This window comes from Limnohabitans sp. DM1 (assembly GCF_001269385.1).
Classification (GTDB): Bacteria; Pseudomonadota; Gammaproteobacteria; order Burkholderiales; family Burkholderiaceae_C; genus Limnohabitans_A.
In genome coordinates this window covers 173,515-188,340 of record NZ_CXOO01000015.1, presented here as the reverse complement: position 1 = coordinate 188,340, position 14,826 = coordinate 173,515, and the positions used below count along the sequence as shown (strand labels likewise).

Here is a 14,826-nt window from a genome sequence, read left to right as displayed (position 1 = left end):
TACAAACAACACGCGCCTGGCAACGGCATCAGCGGCCAGCGTGACGTAGCTGTGTCCCCTGGCACGCGAAGTCTCATCAATCGCCAGTGCCGTGACATCCGAGTGATCTGCCAAGCCACAGGCCATCTCAACATACTTTTCGCACACGGCCAGAACCTTGTGCGGCGACTCCCCGACAAGACGCGAGACGGCGGCAAATGGCATCTGGCCAGACAGCATCAGAATGAAGGCTTCAAACAGCAAGGTGAAGCCATTAAGTCGCCCGGCAAAATCAGGCTCGACCAACCGCACCGAACCGTTGGGAAGTTTCACGCGAGGCGTGCGAACTTGCAGATGGCACTCGTGTTGAAAGAAGTTCAGGTGCCGATACGTCTTGGCCACCGTGTCGTGCACACCATGCAGCCCATCGTGACCCGAGACTGCAAAGCGACTGCCGACTTTGAAGTCAATCAATATCGTCAAGGTCTTGGCACCTTCGTCGAACTCAACCGAGGCAACGCACCACGGGTCAGTGATGCCCAGGGCAGATTCAAACAGCTTGGCAGTCATCAATTCACGCTCAAAAGTTGATCAATATGGCAGAAGCTTACCCACTCAAATTTCAAGAGAACCAAAAATGGTGGATACGGCGATTTTGATGGTTGATGCAAATGCAACGAGAGCTGCCAACGACAGAGGTGCGTTGGCTGACCGCTACCGGCCAAGAGCGGTCATTTCCATGCCCGAGAATAGATTGCAAAACAGACAGTAAGATGAAATGAGATGTGGGCATCTTCAGAGCTGTTACCAAAGGGCCATTGCCTGATGATTGCAAGTAGTTGTCCAGTCTCAAAGATGAATGGATTGTTACAAAAAAATAACGGGAGGCGTATGGTCATCGGAGGCTGCGTAGAGTGCTTGATTTGCACCACTAAGTTCATATTGCGTGTTGGGGTCGGCTTAGAGAATGCCTGCACTCACACATTTGACTGTCCACATTGCTTTAGCGCATTGACAGTAGTTGCCAAGGCTGATGTCCCGCTGAGCACGCATATCGAATTTACTGAAAACTGCAGAGCGATTGATGGTGAGAGGGTCGGACCGGTCGTAAATCTTCATCCTTCAATTGCGTTCTCTGCCGATGAATATCACGATCAATTGACTTTTCCCTCGATTGTTTTGACTAAGCTTACGCGCCCTTACATGCGCGCGCCAGCGGAAAGTCGGCTGAAAGATGTTGCCACTCAGTTCGAATTGCCTTACACGAAAGAACTCTGGAGTGTCGTCGCCAATATCATTCGCATGAATCTGCGCGGAAATGCACACGATGTCCTAAATGGGCAAATCGCTAAGTATGTCGAAATGCGCAGGAAATTCCTGCCTGACTTCACATGTACCACCGTCTTCAAGTGCGTTGCATCCTTTTTCGATGATGGTTTTTACCCCGCAATCGGCAATCTCAGACAGCCACTTAGGAAGCTCATTCAAGAGCTGAGGAAAAATCATCCGATCCAAATGGCCACGTTCGAGACCTACTACAGATCTGATTTAGAGAGTGAGAACTTAGAACGATACATAGCGCTGTTCCAAGACTACTTTGCTAATTTCGATCAGTTCCGCCAGTTGCTGGCTTTTACGCGCGTTGGCAGCGATGATGTGGATGAGCTAATCGTTGGTTCGAAAAATTTCAATGACATCAAGATGTTTTATGGTCAAGCATACGAGACACTGACCTCCTCTTTTGTTACGTTGGCATGCTTAAACAACATCAAGAATGGCCGTCGCTTCGACGAGTTTGAGCATATGACTCTGAACAAGTACATCAAGGATGTTGAAAAGGCTAAGAAGTCAAATCCATTTTCTGGTGATCCTGTTCTATTCGCCTTTGCAAGTTCTGAGGACAGTGCCCTTCGAAATGGCTCACACCACGCATCTATCTTTCGCTATGGTGAATTGGTCAAATACCGAAGTGGTGGCACTGGTGCTCAGCGAGAAATAGCATACAGCCGCTATATCCACATGTGTAATCAGATTGCTATCACAAACGCGGCTCTCATGTTGGTGGAACTGCAGGAGTTCAGCACATTCATTCACAGATGACGACGAATTTAATCTGCAAACGGAATATCCAGCGAAAGAATTTAGCAACCGCTAAAGGGAATTAATTGGAAGTTCCACGTACTTCCGTTCAGGGTTAGCTTCAGATAATGGCTAACGCAAGACCGTAGTCCGCAATCAGCCTTTTCCAGACCGTCAAAGATGACAAATCCATTTTGTGGTCGGATACCAGCTCGCTAGCGTTGTCATCGCAGCTTCGTTCAATCATGAAAATCTGACGCTCAGCGTTGTCGTCGGCAGTTGAGACACAACCCACAATAGGTAACTTGCAGGAAGGGTGAATATCTGATCACTCCTGCATACCTACAGAATACAAAGATCAATGGCCCAAAATACCAACATCAGTGGGCTTCAGCATCAGCACATGCCCCCGTGATCACCCTGATGCCAATCCCACCCAAAATTTGTATGATGACCTGATAAATTCGCATCAGGACACTTCCATGCAACGCAGAAACTGGATCGCGGCGGCCGCTGCTTTGGTTGCCATTTCGCCATTTATGGCCAGGACCGCTTCGGCCCAAGCCTGGCCCACCCGCCCCATCAAGCTGGTGGTGCCTTTCCCGCCCGGCGGCCTGATTGACAACATGGCCCGTCTGGTCGCGCCCAAGCTGGCGCTGGAGTTGGGCCAGCCCATCGTCATTGACAACAAGCCCGGTGCGGGTGGCAACCTGGGCGCAGCCGAGGCGGCGCGTGCGGCGGCCGATGGCTACACCTTGCTCATGGCCTCGCCCCCGCTGACCATCAGCCCGGCGCTGTACAGCAAGCTGCCTTACAAGCCCGAGCAAATTGCGCCGGTGGCCCTGTTGGGTCGGGTGCCCAATGTGCTGGTGGTCAATCCGGCTGCGGGCATCAACACGGTGGCGGAACTCACTGCGCGGGCCTTGTCCAAGCCGGGCCAGCTCAACTACGCGTCCAACGGGCAGGGCACCTCGCTGCACCTGAGTGCGGAGTTGTACAAAAGCCAATCGGGCGCGTTCGTCACGCACATCCCTTATCGCGGCGCGGCAGCGGGCTTGACGGGCTTGATGGCCGGCGAAGTGAACATGATGTTTGACAACCTGCCCTCGGCGCTGGGCCTGATCAACGGCGGCAAACTCAAAGCCTTGGCCGTGACCACACCCCAGCGCAGCAGCGCTTTGCCCAATGTGCCCACCATGGAAGAGGCCGGCATGAAGGGCTATCAGGTGTTTGCCTGGTTTGGTGTGGCCGCGCCTGCGGGCCTGCCTGCACCGGTTGCGCAAAAGCTGGAACAAGCGCTGGAGCGTGTGGCCAAGCAGCCCGAAGTCCAGGCCGCCATCCAGAAAGCCGGTGCCGAGCCGACCTGGGTGAACGCCCAAGGCATGGCCAACTTCATGCAGGCCGACACGGCGCAATGGAAAAAAGTGGCGAGCTTCGCCAAGATCACTTTGGATTGACCCCCACGCTTTGCCAAGCTGGGGTGCAGCGATTGACACGGGAGAGATGAGATGACGACAGTCGGTTTGATTGGTTTGGGGGCCATGGGCTCGGGCATGGCCGCATCACTGCGCCGCGCCGGGCACAGTGTGCAGGTGTTTGATGTGCGCCGCGAGGTGGCCGCTGCGTTTGCCAAAGAGGGCGGCACCGCGCACGACTCCCTGGCCTCGCTGGGCGCGGCGTGTGACGTGGTCGTGTCGGTGGTGGTCAATGCCGCGCAGACCGAAGCCGTGTTGTTTGGCGATGGCAGCACCCCGGGTTGCGCCGCCAGCATGAAGCCGGGCAGCGTGTTCGTGATGTGCTCCACCGTGGACCCCAATTGGTCGGTGGCTTTGGAATCGCGCTTGGAGGCCATGGGTCTGCGATATGTGGATGCCCCCATCTCGGGTGGCGCGGCCAAAGCGGCATCCGGCCAGATGACGATGATGACCGCGGGCAAGCCAGAGGCTTATGCGCTGGCCGAGCCCTTCTTGAACGCCATGGCCGCCAAGGTTTACAAGCTGGGCGACAGCGCAGGCGCGGGCAGCAAGGTCAAGATCATCAACCAGTTGCTGGCGGGCGTGCACATCGCCGCTGCAGCCGAAGCCATGGCGCTGGGCCTGCGCGAAGGCGTGGACCCGGCCGCTCTGTACGAGGTGATCACGAACAGCGCGGGCAACAGCTGGATGTTTGAAAACCGCATGGCCCATGTGCTGGCGGCGGACTACAAGCCGCTCTCTGCCGTCGACATTTTTGTGAAAGATCTGGGCATCGTGCTCGACATGGCGCGTGCCAGCAAATTCCCGCTGCCGCTGTCCAGCACCGCGCACCAGATGTTCATGCAGGCCAGCACGGCGGGCTTTGCCAAGGAAGACGACAGCGCGGTCATCAAGATTTTTCCGGGCATTGAGTTGCCCAAAGCACCGGGCTGATCCCCTGTGTAGGAGCCCACCCCGTGGGCGATGGTTTTTGAGGGCGTGTTCCACGCCCATCGCCCACGGGGTGGGCTCCTACAAAATGCGGCTCAGGCCCTTTGCAACACGGTGTGGTGCCGACACATGACGACAGCCACTCACAAGAGATTTGACATGAGCACTTTGAAATTGGGTTTGAAACTCGGATGCATTGCAGACGACTTCACCGGTGCCACCGATCTGGCCAACAACCTGGTGCGTTCGGGCATGCGGGTGGTGCAAACCATTGGCGTGCCCACCGCGCCGCTGGCCGCCGATGTGGACGCGGTGGTGGTGGCGCTCAAGTCGCGCACCATTCCGGCTGCCGAGGCCATCGCGCAATCACTCGACGCCTTGAAGTGGTTGCAGGCCCAAGGGGCGCAGCAGATCTATTTCAAATACTGCTCGACCTTTGACAGCACGCCCGAAGGCAACATCGGCCCCGTGACCGAGGCGTTGATGGACGCGCTGGGCACGGACTTCACCATCGCCACGCCAGCATTCCCGGACAACGGGCGCACCGTGTTCAAGGGTTACTTGTTCGCGGGCAACGTGTTGCTCAATGAATCGGGCATGCAAAACCACCCGCTCACGCCCATGCAAGATGCGAACCTGGTGCGCGTGATGCAAGCACAAACGAAACGCAAGGTGGGCTTGATCGACTACAAAACCGTGGCCCTTGGCGCGGCGGCCATCCGCGAACGCATCGCCGCGCTGCGTGCCGAAGGTGTGGGCGTGGCCGTGGTGGACGCGACCAGCAACGACGACCTGCACCTGCTCGGGCCTGCCTTGAAAGGCATGCCGCTGGTCACCGCCGGTTCGGGCGTGGCGATTGGCCTGCCCGCCAACTTTGGGCTGAAGCCTTCTTTGCAAGCCAGTCAGTTGCCTGCGGCTGCTGGTTGGCAAGCCGTGGTCTCGGGCAGTTGCTCTGTGGCCACCAATGCGCAAGTCGCGCACTTCAAAGCGACAGGCCGCCCCGCGATGGCGATCAACCCTGCGGCGCTCATGAACGGCCAAAGCGACGCCGTGGTGCAGCAGGTGCTGGCCTGGGCCGCGCCGCTGCTCCAGGACGGCCCGGTGTTGGTGTATTCCACCGCCGAGCCCGAGGCCGTCAAAGCCGTGCAGGCGCAACTGGGTGTGGCCGAGGCGGGCGCTTTGGTTGAACACGCGCTGGCCGCAGTGGCGCGTGGTTTGGCCGATTTGGGTGTGAAGCAGCTGGTGGTGGCCGGAGGCGAAACCTCAGGCGCTTGTGTGCAGGCGCTGGGCATTGCGCAGCTGCAAATCGGCCCGCAAATCGACCCCGGTGTGCCGTGGTGCCATGCACCTTCAGGTGTGCACATCACCCTGAAGTCTGGCAACTTCGGAACCGAAGACTTTTTCAGCAAAGCCTTTGGGGTGTTGCAGTGACTGGCTTGCATGGCGTGCCAGCGTCCATGTCGCGGCTAAAGCCACCGACCTACGGGGTATCGGTTTTTGTAGGTCGGTGGCTTCAGCCCCGACAACAACAAGTCCATGTAGGAGCCAGCCCTGCTGGCGATTCAATGGCCCAGGGTCTTCATGCTTATCGCTTGCAGGCAAGCTCCTACAATGAAAACACCCCAGCCGGAGGCCGCGAATGAATGAATCCCAAGCCCGCGAAGAGATCTGCCGCGTGGGCCGCAGCCTGTTTGAGCGGGGCTATGTGCACGCCACGGCGGGCAACATCAGCGTGCGTCTTGATGACGGCTTTCTCATCACCCCCACCGACGCCTGTTTGGGTTTTCTGGACCCGGCACGACTGGCCAAGCTGGATGGGCAAGGCCAGCAAGTCAGCGGCGACAAGGGCAGCAAAACCATCGCCTTGCACCGCCAAATTTACGCCGCTGCTTGCGATGCCGATGCCAATACGCGCTGCGTGATCCACACCCACAGCACGCATTGCGTGGCGCTGAGCCTGAACGCCCACGGGCCCGAGTTGCTGCCCCCCATCACCCCCTACTTTGTGATGAAAGTCGGCCATGTGCCATTGGTGCGCTACCACCGCCCGGGCAGCCCGGATGCCGCGCAAGAAGTGGCCACGCTGATCCGCCACTACGCTGCGCAGGGGGCGCCGATCCGCGCCGTGATGCTGCCGCGTCTGGGGCCCAATGTGTGGCACGACACGCCTGCGGCCGCCATGGCCACGCTCGAAGAGCTGGAAGAAACCGCGCGGCTCATGCTGTTGGCCCCCCACACCACGCCATTGAACGCCAGCGAACTGGACGAACTGCGCCAGACCTTTGGCGCGAAGTGGTGAGCGCCACTATGGATCGCTTCGTACCACGCGATGACGTGGTCGTGTGTAGCCTCCCGCCTCGCGATGACGCTGGTTTTGTCATTGCGAGCCAAGCGCGGCAATCCATGCGTGCTGTCCATCACCATCAACACTGACCGAAAGAAAACCCATGCCCCGTTTTGCAGCCAACCTCTCCATGATGTACCCCGACTTGCCGTTTCTGGACCGCTTTGAAGCCGCGGCCAAAGACGGCTTCAAGGCCGTGGAGTATCTGTTCCCCTACGCCTTTCCCGCGCCAGAGCTGGCCGCCCGCTTGAAGGCCAACGGCTTGCAGCAGGTGTTATTTAACACACCTTCGGGTGGCACCGATACGGCCAGCTTCACACAAGCATGGGAAGGTGGCAGCCGGGGCACGGCCAGCGTGCCCGGGCGCGAGGCCGAATTTCGCACCGGCTTTGCGCAAGCACTGGTCTATGCCGATGCGCTGAACTGCCCGCGCATCCACGCCATGGTCGGCTTGCGTGCATCAGGCGCAGAAGCTGAAGCGGCCGACGCCACGTTCATCAGCAACTTGCAATGGGCCGCCGTCGAAGCTGCCAAGGCCGGGCGCGATGTGCTGATCGAGCCGATCAATACCCGCAGCGTGCCGGGCTTTCACCTCAACCGCCAAGATCACGCGCACCGCATCGTGCAGGCCGTGGGCACAAGCAACGTGAAGGTGCAGATGGACCTGTTCCACTGCCAGATCGTCGAGGGCGATTTGAGCGCCAAGATCGCCCAATACCTGCCCACGGGCCGGGTGGGGCATTTTCAGATTGCCGAAGTCCCGCATCGCCACGAGCCGGGCACAGGCGAGGTGAACTGGACGTACATCTTCCAGGTCATCGACCGCGTGAGCGCCGAATGCGGCTGGGACGGCTGGATTGGGTGCGAGTACAACCCAGCCGATGCATCGGCGGGCGGTACTTCACGCGGTTTGGGCTGGGCGCGGCCTTACCTCTGAACGTTCGCGTGGGTGCGCAGAGGCTGATCAGGGCGTGTGCCACGCCCGTCGCCCAAAGGGTTGGCCTCCTACAAAAAAATCAAACGCTCAAGCCACACACTGTCTTAGAGCCTGACCAATTGCTGAGCGCCTGGCTCAAGTCCGTGCCCCGGCGCATGGCGGTCATCTCTGCCACGATGCTCAGCGCAATTTCGGGGGGTGTCAAAGCGCCCAGGTTCAGGCCCACGGGGCCGTGCAGTTGGCGCACTTCTTCTTCGCTCACATCAAAGTCGAGCAAGCGTTTGCGGCGTTGTGCGTTGTTGTGCAACGACCCCAATGCGCCCACATAAAACGCGGGGGTGCGCAGTGCTTCCATCAGGGCCAGGTCATCGAGCTTGGGGTCGTGTGTGACGGCCACCACCGCGCTGTTGTGGTCCAGGCGCATGGCCAGCACCAGGTCGTCGGGCATCTCTTTGGACAAGGTCACGCCGGTCATGACTTCCCAGCCTTCGTGGTATTCCACACGCGGCTCGCACACCGTGACCTGGTAGTCCAGCATCACCGCCATATGGGCCAGATAGCGCGACAACTGACCGCCACCGATGATGAGCAAACGCAGGCGCGGGCCGTGCACCGTGGTCAGGCTTTGGCCGTCAAACTGCAGCTTGTCGCCTTCGGTGGCCGCACTCATGCGGACCATGCCGGTGGCCATGTCCATGCGGCGCTCCACGCGCTGGTGTTGCTCAATCAGCACCAGCAATTCTCGCAGTTGAGAATGGGCTGACAGTGGCTCCAGCACCACCTGCACCGAGCCGCCGCAGGGCAGGCCAAAGCGGCGCACTTCTTCGGCGGTCTGGCCGTAGGTGGTGGTGTCGGGCAGGCGCAGGGCCAGCTCGCCAGCGGCCACGCGGCGGATCAAATCGTCTTCGATGCAGCCGCCCGACACCGAACCGGCCACCTGGCCGTCGTCCCGGATGATCATGAGCGAGCCAGGGGGCCGTGGGGCCGAACCCCAGGTGCGCACCACCGTGCCCATGACCACGCGGTGGCCCCGGCTTTGCCAGTCAAGAGCGGTGCGGATCACGTCAATGTCGATGCTGTTCATGGGGTTTCTCTCCGTGGATGACTTGGGCTGGTGGTTTGTACAGAAATCTTAGGGTGATCAAGGGGTGGACCATGCCGGGTAGGCGACAGGCGAGTGTGCGCGCAACACCAGCACCAGCACGGCAGCCAAAGCGCCCAGCAATGCCAAAGCTGTTTGCATGGCCAGCGGGCCATGCGCCGGGCTGGCCATGCCGACCCAGAGCAGCAAGCCCGGACCCAGAGCAAGCGCCATACTGCGCATCAGCCAAGCGGATGCACCGCTTGAAAAACCCTGGGCCATGCGCGTGCGGCTGCAGTGCACGGCCCAGGCCAGCGAGGGCAGCAGCATGGCCAAAAAGTTGTAAACCGCACTTTGCCCCAACAGCATCAAAGCCCCCAGCGCCAGCAAGGCCAGGCTCAGTAATGACCGAAACTGGGGGCGCGCAACATCGTCGCGGCCCGCCAAAGCCACCAGTGTGGGCAATACCGCCATCATGGCCAGGTGCCCCAGCACCATCTCTTGGGTAGTCCAACCCAGACCTGCACACCACACATTGCCCAGCCACAAGCTGCCCATCATCAAGCCCATGACCGAGGGGGCCAGCACATGGGACAGGCCAGCACGTTGACCTCGACACATCCGCAGCGTGTCCGTCGTCGCCAGGTCGCGTGCGTGCAAGACGGCCGTGCAGACAGCCAGCAACACACTCGTTGCCCCGGTGGCCGAGATCGCATCCACTGGTGCCCACCACATCCAACTCACCGCAGCAGCGGCCAACACCGGGTGCCAGGCCACTGGAGCGAGATCAAAGGTACTGACGCGGCTGCGAGTTTCGGCCAAGCCGCTCCACGCCCCCCACAACAGCGCCACGGCCAAGAGGCCAAGATGGGCCAGGTTCGTGGCAGCCAGAGCCTCGGGCAACCACACGCCCAAGGCGCTCAAGCCGCCGCACACCGCCATCACGGTCGGGCGGGCGTTCAAAGCCCAGTGGCTGCCCCTGCACAGCAAACGCGCAGCCCACCACAGCACCACCGCCAGCACCCCGCTGGCCAGCGACCACCCCAGGCGCATGCCCTGCTCACCCAGCCACAACCAGCCCAAGAGCAGCATCACCCACTGCGCCACTTCGCCGGCATGGGCCAAAGCGCTGTGGCCGGTCCTTGAGGTTTTGCGCTTTTCAGACATGCGCATACCCATGCAATTGGTCCGATCCCCCGGCCGCGTGCACGCTCACATTGAAGGACACGATCACCCGGTCGGCACTGCCGTGGTAAGGCATGGCCTGGTGCGGCAGCCAAGACGGAAACACCACTAACTGGCCCGGCACGGGGTCGATGTCGAGGTGGGCGTTTTGCAAATAAGCGTTGCCAAAATCCATGGCCGCGCCGCCCAGGCGGTTGAAGTGGGGGCCATAAAAACGCGTCACGCCATTGGCCGCGCCCAGCACCGGATGCTGGCAGCGCTGCTCGGGGGGATCGACTTGCAGGCAATACACGCCCGACCACGAACAGTTGCCATGCGTGTGCACATCGTGGTGGCTGCCCTGGCTGGAGATTTGAAACCAGATGCCGCGCAGCGCGATCTGAAAACCCGGCTTGGCCTCGGGCCAGGCACCCTGGTTGGCCAGCACCACCGTTTGGCGCACGCTGTCCACGATGAAGCGCAACAGCTGTTCCCATTCCGACAGGCGAATGCGTTGCAGCAAGTCGTCGCGGCTGGCGTAAAAGGCTTTGGGCTCACCCGACACGGCGGGGTCGGTGGCCCGCATGGTCTGAAACACGCGCACCAGCACCTCGTTGACGGCCTCGGCTTGCGCAAACCGGTGCACGCCGATGGGCGTGTGCCACAGCGTGTGGAGCGGATCGGGCTGGATCATGGCGGTGCCGTGCTGTATCAGGCCGTGACCATCAAGTCGGCCGGCCACTTGAGCCGGTGCCCGGTGCGTGCGGCCAGCGCCTCGATGTCTTCGAGCGTGTCCACATCGGTGCGGTAACGGTTGTTGGTCGTGGCCCAGTGGTGCACATGGTCGGGGTGGGCCGTCTGCCATTGGCGGCAACCCACGTTCGCAGCGCCCGCCAGAATTTGCTCGCGCACCTCGGTGCTGAACATGACCGGGTTGCCCGGCAAGCCATCGACCGTAGGCTGCACGACTTGCGTGCCTGTTGGGCGCTTTTTGTAAGCCCCAATCAGATCGTTGATGTCTTGCGAATTGATGAGCGGCTGGTCGGCCAGCGCCACCAGCACCGCGTCCAGCTTGGGCGACAGGGCTTGCAGGCCCAGCCGCAGCGATGAAATCTGTCCGGCGTCCGGGTCGGGGTTGCGCACCAGCGTCACCGGAAATTCCTTGACGGCCTCTTCGATGCGATCCGCGTAGTGGCCCAGCACCACCACCACCTCGTCCATGCCCGCGCCCGACAATGCGATCAGCTGGCGGCGAATCAGAGGCACGCCACCCAGCTCCAGCAAACTTTTGGGGCGGTGCCCCATGCGCGAGCCCGAACCCGCAGCCAGCAGCACCGCGCCCACCGCCACGCGGCTGTACAAGCCCCCGCCCCCTTTGAGAATGCAACCCATATTCAGCCTCCGCAGCAAGAAGATTTGACCGATGCTGGCACAGCCGCCAGGGCCAATGCAGGCTCGACGGTCCGGCTCGGGCCGGCATCTGAAGCCGTGGCAGCGGCTTGGTCTGCCGCCTGTTTGGACCCCCCGCAGCAAGTGCTGGCCGCCACCGGCGCAAGGGCCTTGGACTTGGCGGCCTCTTTGGGCTCGGTGGCCGAAGTTGTTGAGCAGCAAGAAGTTGACACAGCAGCAGATGCAGCAACTGTTGAAGAAGCCATGGACGGTGTCAAAGCAGCCTGAGCCGCAGGAGCGTTAGGCACCACAGGCTCACGCCCGCGCCGCGCCGCCACCACCGAAGTCAGTACCGACAAAGCGATTTCTTCGGGCGTTTGTGCGCCGATGAACTCGCCTGCCGGGGCCACGATGCGGGCGACGGCCGCTGGGTCTTCACCGCTGCTCACCAAGGTATTGAACAACACGTCGGCTTTGCGGGCGCTGGCCACAAACCACAGGCCTTGCGGCTGCAGGGCCAGCGCGGCTTTGAGGCCTTGCAGGTCGCGGCGGCCTTGTGTGGCCACCACCACAAAGGGTGAAGACAGACGGGCGCTCACTTCCGAGGCCTCGTCGCTGTTCAGCACCGTGTCGGCATCGGGAAAATCAGCGGCCTGTGCGCCCTGTGCCACCACCGCCACGCGCAAACCCACACGGGGGGCCAGGCCCACCAAAGCACGCGCCACGGGCGAGTCGCCCACCACGGTCAACATGGCCGGGGGCATGACCGGGTCAATGAACAATTCGAGCGTGCCGCCCGAGTGGCAGGCCATGCCAAATTCGAGCACATCGCCCAGATCGCGCTCGGCGCTTTCGTCTGAGGGGGCAATGCGGATCTTGCGCGGCTGGCCGTCGAGCAAAGCACGGCGCACGGTCTTGATGACCGCCGGTTGGGCACAGCCACCACCGATCCAGCCGTGAATCTGGCCGTCGGGCGTGACGACTGCCTTGTCGCCCGCCTTGCACGAAGTGGGCGCTTGGGCGCTGAGCACCGTGACCAGCGCAAAAGGCTGGTCGGCGGCTTGCAAGCGGCCGGCCTGGGTGATCCATTCGTTGCGGTTCATGGCGTTCTCCTTGGATATCAAATGTCAGTGCAGCACATGGCGGGCAACGGCCAAGTCGGCCAAACTGGCCAGGGGCACAAAGCGATCAATCATGGCACGCGCTCGCTGCAAGGCCCCAGCGGCAGGCACCTGGCGCGTGGGGTGAAACCAGGTGATGCGGGCACCGCGTGCGCGCACCTCCTGCAGCGCCGCGCTCAAAAATTCTGGCCCATCGGTGTCAAAGCCGTCCGAGAACACCCACACACGGGCACCCCGGTTGAGCTGGGCGCGGGCGTGGTGGCGGGCAAAGTCTTGCAAGCTGGCGGCAATGCGGGTGCCGCCACCAAAACCAGCGGTGACGGCGTTCACTTTTTCCTGAATGGCGGGGGTGTCGCGCTGCATGTAGGGCGTGACTTCGGCCAGCCGGGTGTGAAACACAAACACGCGGGCATCGGCCTCTAAGGCAAAAGCGCGGGCCACGCGCAAAAACAGCGCGGCGTGCGACTCCATGGACCGGCTCACATCGGCCAGGATGAACAGGCGCGGGCGCAGGGCGCGTTTGACTTTCCAGGCCGGTTGCAGCAACTCACCCCCCCAGCCCACGCTGCGGCGCAGGGTCTGGCGCAAATCCAGCCGCTGACCCCGTGGGGCCACGCGCCAGCGGCGGGTGGCGCGGGGTTGCAGCTTGGCCGTGATCTGACGGGCCAGACTTTGCAGGGCGCTGAGTTCTTGCGGCATCCACATCTGGCCGTCGCGCTGGTGCAAGGCTTCGGTGCGGCTGGCACCGCCTTGGGCGCGGGGCGTGCCTGCGTCTTGGTCGTCCAACTGGCTCGATGCCGAGTCGCCCGCAGTCTGTGGCGCTGTTTTGGGGTTGCCGGGTTGGCTGGTGGGCTGGTGGGCCGCGTCCATTTGATCGTGCAGGGCCTGCACGCTTTGGCGCAGGTTGCGGCTAGGCCGGGTTTGGCCACTGACTTTGACGCCGCCGCGCAGTTTTTCGGGGTGCCAAAAACGCTCGTACACATCGGACCACAGCTGCCATTCGCGCTGGCTGTGGCAGGCAATGGCCCGCCAGGCGGCCTGCAAAGGGCGCTCGTGCATAGGGCCAAAGTACAGCATGGCTTGCAACATGGCCTGCTGCTCGGCCACGCCCACCGTGAGGCCGTGCTCGCGCAAGAGCGCAGCAAATCCGGCCAGCCGCTCTGAGGGCGCTTTGGCCTGCGCTGGGGTGGTCGGTGCGGCCAGATCAGGGGTCATGGCAGCACGTTCTTTGACGCAGGAACCGATCCTGTGGACGATGGTTTCACGGGCGTGTGCCACGCCCGATCGCCCACGGGGTGGGCTCCTGCACCGGGGTGGGGTCGTGCAGTCATGCTGCCACTTTGGCTTGTTCGTTGGCGTTTTCGGCCACACCCACGGTGCGGCGGCCTTCGACCAGTTGGCGCAGGCGGTCAGCGCCCATCACAAAGCGGTCTTCGCGGGTCTTGAGCAGGCAGCCCAGGGTGCCCAGCACGGCCGACATGTCTTCGGGCAAATGGCTGTGGCGCAGCTGGAACAGCGCACGCACCCAGTCCAGCGTCTCGGCAATGCCGGGAATCTTGGCCAGGTCTTCGCGGCGCAGGCGCTGCACGAATTGCACCGCGTCTTCCACCAGCCGGGTGTCGGCCTCGGGCAAGGCGGATTTGACGATGGCGATTTCTCGCGCCAGCGTCGGGTAATCGAGGTAGTGGTACAGGCAGCGGCGGCGCAATGCGTCTGACAGCTCGCGTGTGCCGTTGCTCGTCAAAATCACCTGTGGGATGTGGGTGGCACGGATGGTGCCGATCTCGGGCACGGTGATTTGGTACTCGGCCAGCACTTCGAGCAAGAAGGCTTCAAAGGCTTCGTCGGCGCGGTCGATCTCGTCGATCAAGAGCACACAGGGGCCGGTCTGGCTGATGGCGCGAAGCAAGGGGCGCTCGAGCAAATACTCGCGGCTGAACACGTCCGACTCGCGCACACGGCCAGCGCCATCATGACTGCCGCCGTGATGACTGCCGCTATTTTGGGCCGCTTCGCTCATGCGGATCGCAATCAACTGGCGGCCGTAGTTCCACTCGTAAGCGGCTTGCGCCAGGTCCAGCCCTTCAAAGCATTGCAGGCGAACCAAGGTGGCGTTTTGTGATTGGGCCAAGGCCGTGGCCAAGGCGGTTTTGCCCACGCCCGCGTCGCCTTCGAGCAACAGCGGGCGCTGCAAGGCCGACGCCAGCCACACGGTGGTGGCCAGGTCGGCATCGGCCAGATAACCCGAGCGCTGCAGCCGCTCACGCAGCAAGCGCACTTGCTCAGCGGGGGTGGCAGCGGTGGCGCTCAGGTCTGGCGTCGTCATG

Annotated in this window: 14 protein-coding genes; 6 read left to right on the top strand and 8 right to left on the bottom strand. The window is 61.8% G+C overall.

The features are described 5' to 3' along the window. Window positions 1–549, bottom strand: a 549-nt coding sequence (locus AMM33_RS07065) for an ISL3 family transposase (RefSeq protein WP_194945289.1), incomplete at its 3' end; no start/stop codon positions are given. 213 nt (window positions 550–762) lie between these two features. Between AMM33_RS07065 and AMM33_RS07060 the strand changes: the two genes are divergently transcribed. The 6 genes from AMM33_RS07060 (at window position 763) to otnI (ending at window position 7,744) form a co-directional block, all read left to right on the top strand. Next, window positions 763–2,079, top strand: coding sequence for a hypothetical protein (locus AMM33_RS07060; RefSeq protein WP_194945288.1), 1,317 nt, complete (start codon window positions 763–765; stop codon window positions 2,077–2,079). 461 nt (window positions 2,080–2,540) lie between these two features. Further along, the gene (locus tag AMM33_RS07055; protein ID WP_090139907.1) at window positions 2,541–3,515 is read left to right on the top strand and encodes a Bug family tripartite tricarboxylate transporter substrate binding protein; all 975 of its coding nucleotides are present in this window, start codon (window positions 2,541–2,543) and stop codon (window positions 3,513–3,515) included. A gap of 51 nt (window positions 3,516–3,566) precedes the next feature. Further along, a complete protein-coding gene (ltnD, locus tag AMM33_RS07050) occupies window positions 3,567–4,466 on the top strand; it encodes an L-threonate dehydrogenase (protein WP_090139878.1) in 900 nt (299 codons plus the stop codon). A gap of 156 nt (window positions 4,467–4,622) precedes the next feature. Then, entirely contained in the window at window positions 4,623–5,894 is a 1,272-nt protein-coding gene (otnK, locus tag AMM33_RS07045) for a 3-oxo-tetronate kinase (protein ID WP_194945287.1), read from the top strand. Window positions 5,895–6,102: 208 nt separating this feature from the next. Next, complete coding sequence (locus tag AMM33_RS07040; RefSeq protein ID WP_090139876.1) at window positions 6,103–6,762, top strand: class II aldolase/adducin family protein; 660 nt, start codon at window positions 6,103–6,105, stop codon at window positions 6,760–6,762. A gap of 148 nt (window positions 6,763–6,910) precedes the next feature. After that, on the top strand, window positions 6,911–7,744 hold the full coding sequence (gene otnI / locus AMM33_RS07035) for a 2-oxo-tetronate isomerase (RefSeq protein WP_090139875.1): 834 nt from the start codon (window positions 6,911–6,913) through the stop codon (window positions 7,742–7,744). Window positions 7,745–7,823: 79 nt separating this feature from the next. On the opposite strand, the gene AMM33_RS07030 is transcribed toward otnI, so the two are convergent. From AMM33_RS07030 to AMM33_RS07000, 7 genes are all read right to left on the bottom strand, one after another. Next, on the bottom strand, window positions 7,824–8,828 hold the full coding sequence (locus AMM33_RS07030) for an XdhC family protein (protein WP_090139873.1): 1,005 nt from the start codon (window positions 8,826–8,828) through the stop codon (window positions 7,824–7,826). Window positions 8,829–8,885: 57 nt separating this feature from the next. After that, window positions 8,886–9,992, bottom strand: a complete 1,107-nt coding sequence (locus AMM33_RS07025; RefSeq protein ID WP_194945286.1) for a hypothetical protein — start codon at window positions 9,990–9,992, stop codon at window positions 8,886–8,888. Continuing rightward, window positions 9,985–10,683: a TIGR02466 family protein gene (locus tag AMM33_RS07020; RefSeq protein WP_090139870.1), complete on the bottom strand. Its 699-nt coding sequence runs from the start codon at window positions 10,681–10,683 to the stop codon at window positions 9,985–9,987. The genes AMM33_RS07025 and AMM33_RS07020 overlap by 8 nt, the downstream gene beginning before the upstream one ends. A 17-nt stretch (window positions 10,684–10,700) precedes the next feature. Further along, window positions 10,701–11,381: a nucleotidyltransferase family protein gene (locus AMM33_RS07015; RefSeq protein WP_090139868.1), complete on the bottom strand. Its 681-nt coding sequence runs from the start codon at window positions 11,379–11,381 to the stop codon at window positions 10,701–10,703. Window positions 11,382–11,383: 2 nt separating this feature from the next. After that, window positions 11,384–12,481, bottom strand: a complete 1,098-nt coding sequence (locus tag AMM33_RS07010; protein WP_090139866.1) for an XdhC family protein — start codon at window positions 12,479–12,481, stop codon at window positions 11,384–11,386. 24 nt (window positions 12,482–12,505) lie between these two features. After that, window positions 12,506–13,714 (bottom strand): vWA domain-containing protein, encoded by a 1,209-nt coding sequence (locus tag AMM33_RS07005; protein ID WP_090139864.1) that lies wholly within the window; start codon window positions 13,712–13,714, stop codon window positions 12,506–12,508. Between the two features lie 112 nt (window positions 13,715–13,826). Continuing rightward, a complete protein-coding gene (locus AMM33_RS07000; protein ID WP_228767991.1) occupies window positions 13,827–14,825 on the bottom strand; it encodes an AAA family ATPase in 999 nt (332 codons plus the stop codon). Window position 14,826: the final 1 nt, after the last annotated feature.

What these genes read in the sequence shown, in the direction of transcription:
- AMM33_RS07060 (WP_194945288.1), top strand. Translation starts at nt 763, where the DNA reads ATGTGGGCATCTTCAGAGCTGTTACCAAAGGGCCATTGCCTGATGATT.
- AMM33_RS07055 (WP_090139907.1), top strand. Translation starts at nt 2,541, where the DNA reads ATGCAACGCAGAAACTGGATCGCGGCGGCCGCTGCTTTGGTTGCCATT.
- ltnD (WP_090139878.1), top strand. Translation starts at nt 3,567, where the DNA reads ATGACGACAGTCGGTTTGATTGGTTTGGGGGCCATGGGCTCGGGCATG.
- otnK (WP_194945287.1), top strand. Translation starts at nt 4,623, where the DNA reads ATGAGCACTTTGAAATTGGGTTTGAAACTCGGATGCATTGCAGACGAC.
- AMM33_RS07040 (WP_090139876.1), top strand. Translation starts at nt 6,103, where the DNA reads ATGAATGAATCCCAAGCCCGCGAAGAGATCTGCCGCGTGGGCCGCAGC.
- otnI (WP_090139875.1), top strand. Translation starts at nt 6,911, where the DNA reads ATGCCCCGTTTTGCAGCCAACCTCTCCATGATGTACCCCGACTTGCCG.
- AMM33_RS07030 (WP_090139873.1), bottom strand. Translation starts at nt 8,828, where the DNA reads ATGAACAGCATCGACATTGACGTGATCCGCACCGCTCTTGACTGGCAA.
- AMM33_RS07025 (WP_194945286.1), bottom strand. Translation starts at nt 9,992, where the DNA reads ATGTCTGAAAAGCGCAAAACCTCAAGGACCGGCCACAGCGCTTTGGCC.
- AMM33_RS07020 (WP_090139870.1), bottom strand. Translation starts at nt 10,683, where the DNA reads ATGATCCAGCCCGATCCGCTCCACACGCTGTGGCACACGCCCATCGGC.
- AMM33_RS07015 (WP_090139868.1), bottom strand. Translation starts at nt 11,381, where the DNA reads ATGGGTTGCATTCTCAAAGGGGGCGGGGGCTTGTACAGCCGCGTGGCG.
- AMM33_RS07010 (WP_090139866.1), bottom strand. Translation starts at nt 12,481, where the DNA reads ATGAACCGCAACGAATGGATCACCCAGGCCGGCCGCTTGCAAGCCGCC.
- AMM33_RS07005 (WP_090139864.1), bottom strand. Translation starts at nt 13,714, where the DNA reads ATGACCCCTGATCTGGCCGCACCGACCACCCCAGCGCAGGCCAAAGCG.
- AMM33_RS07000 (WP_228767991.1), bottom strand. Translation starts at nt 14,825, where the DNA reads ATGACGACGCCAGACCTGAGCGCCACCGCTGCCACCCCCGCTGAGCAA.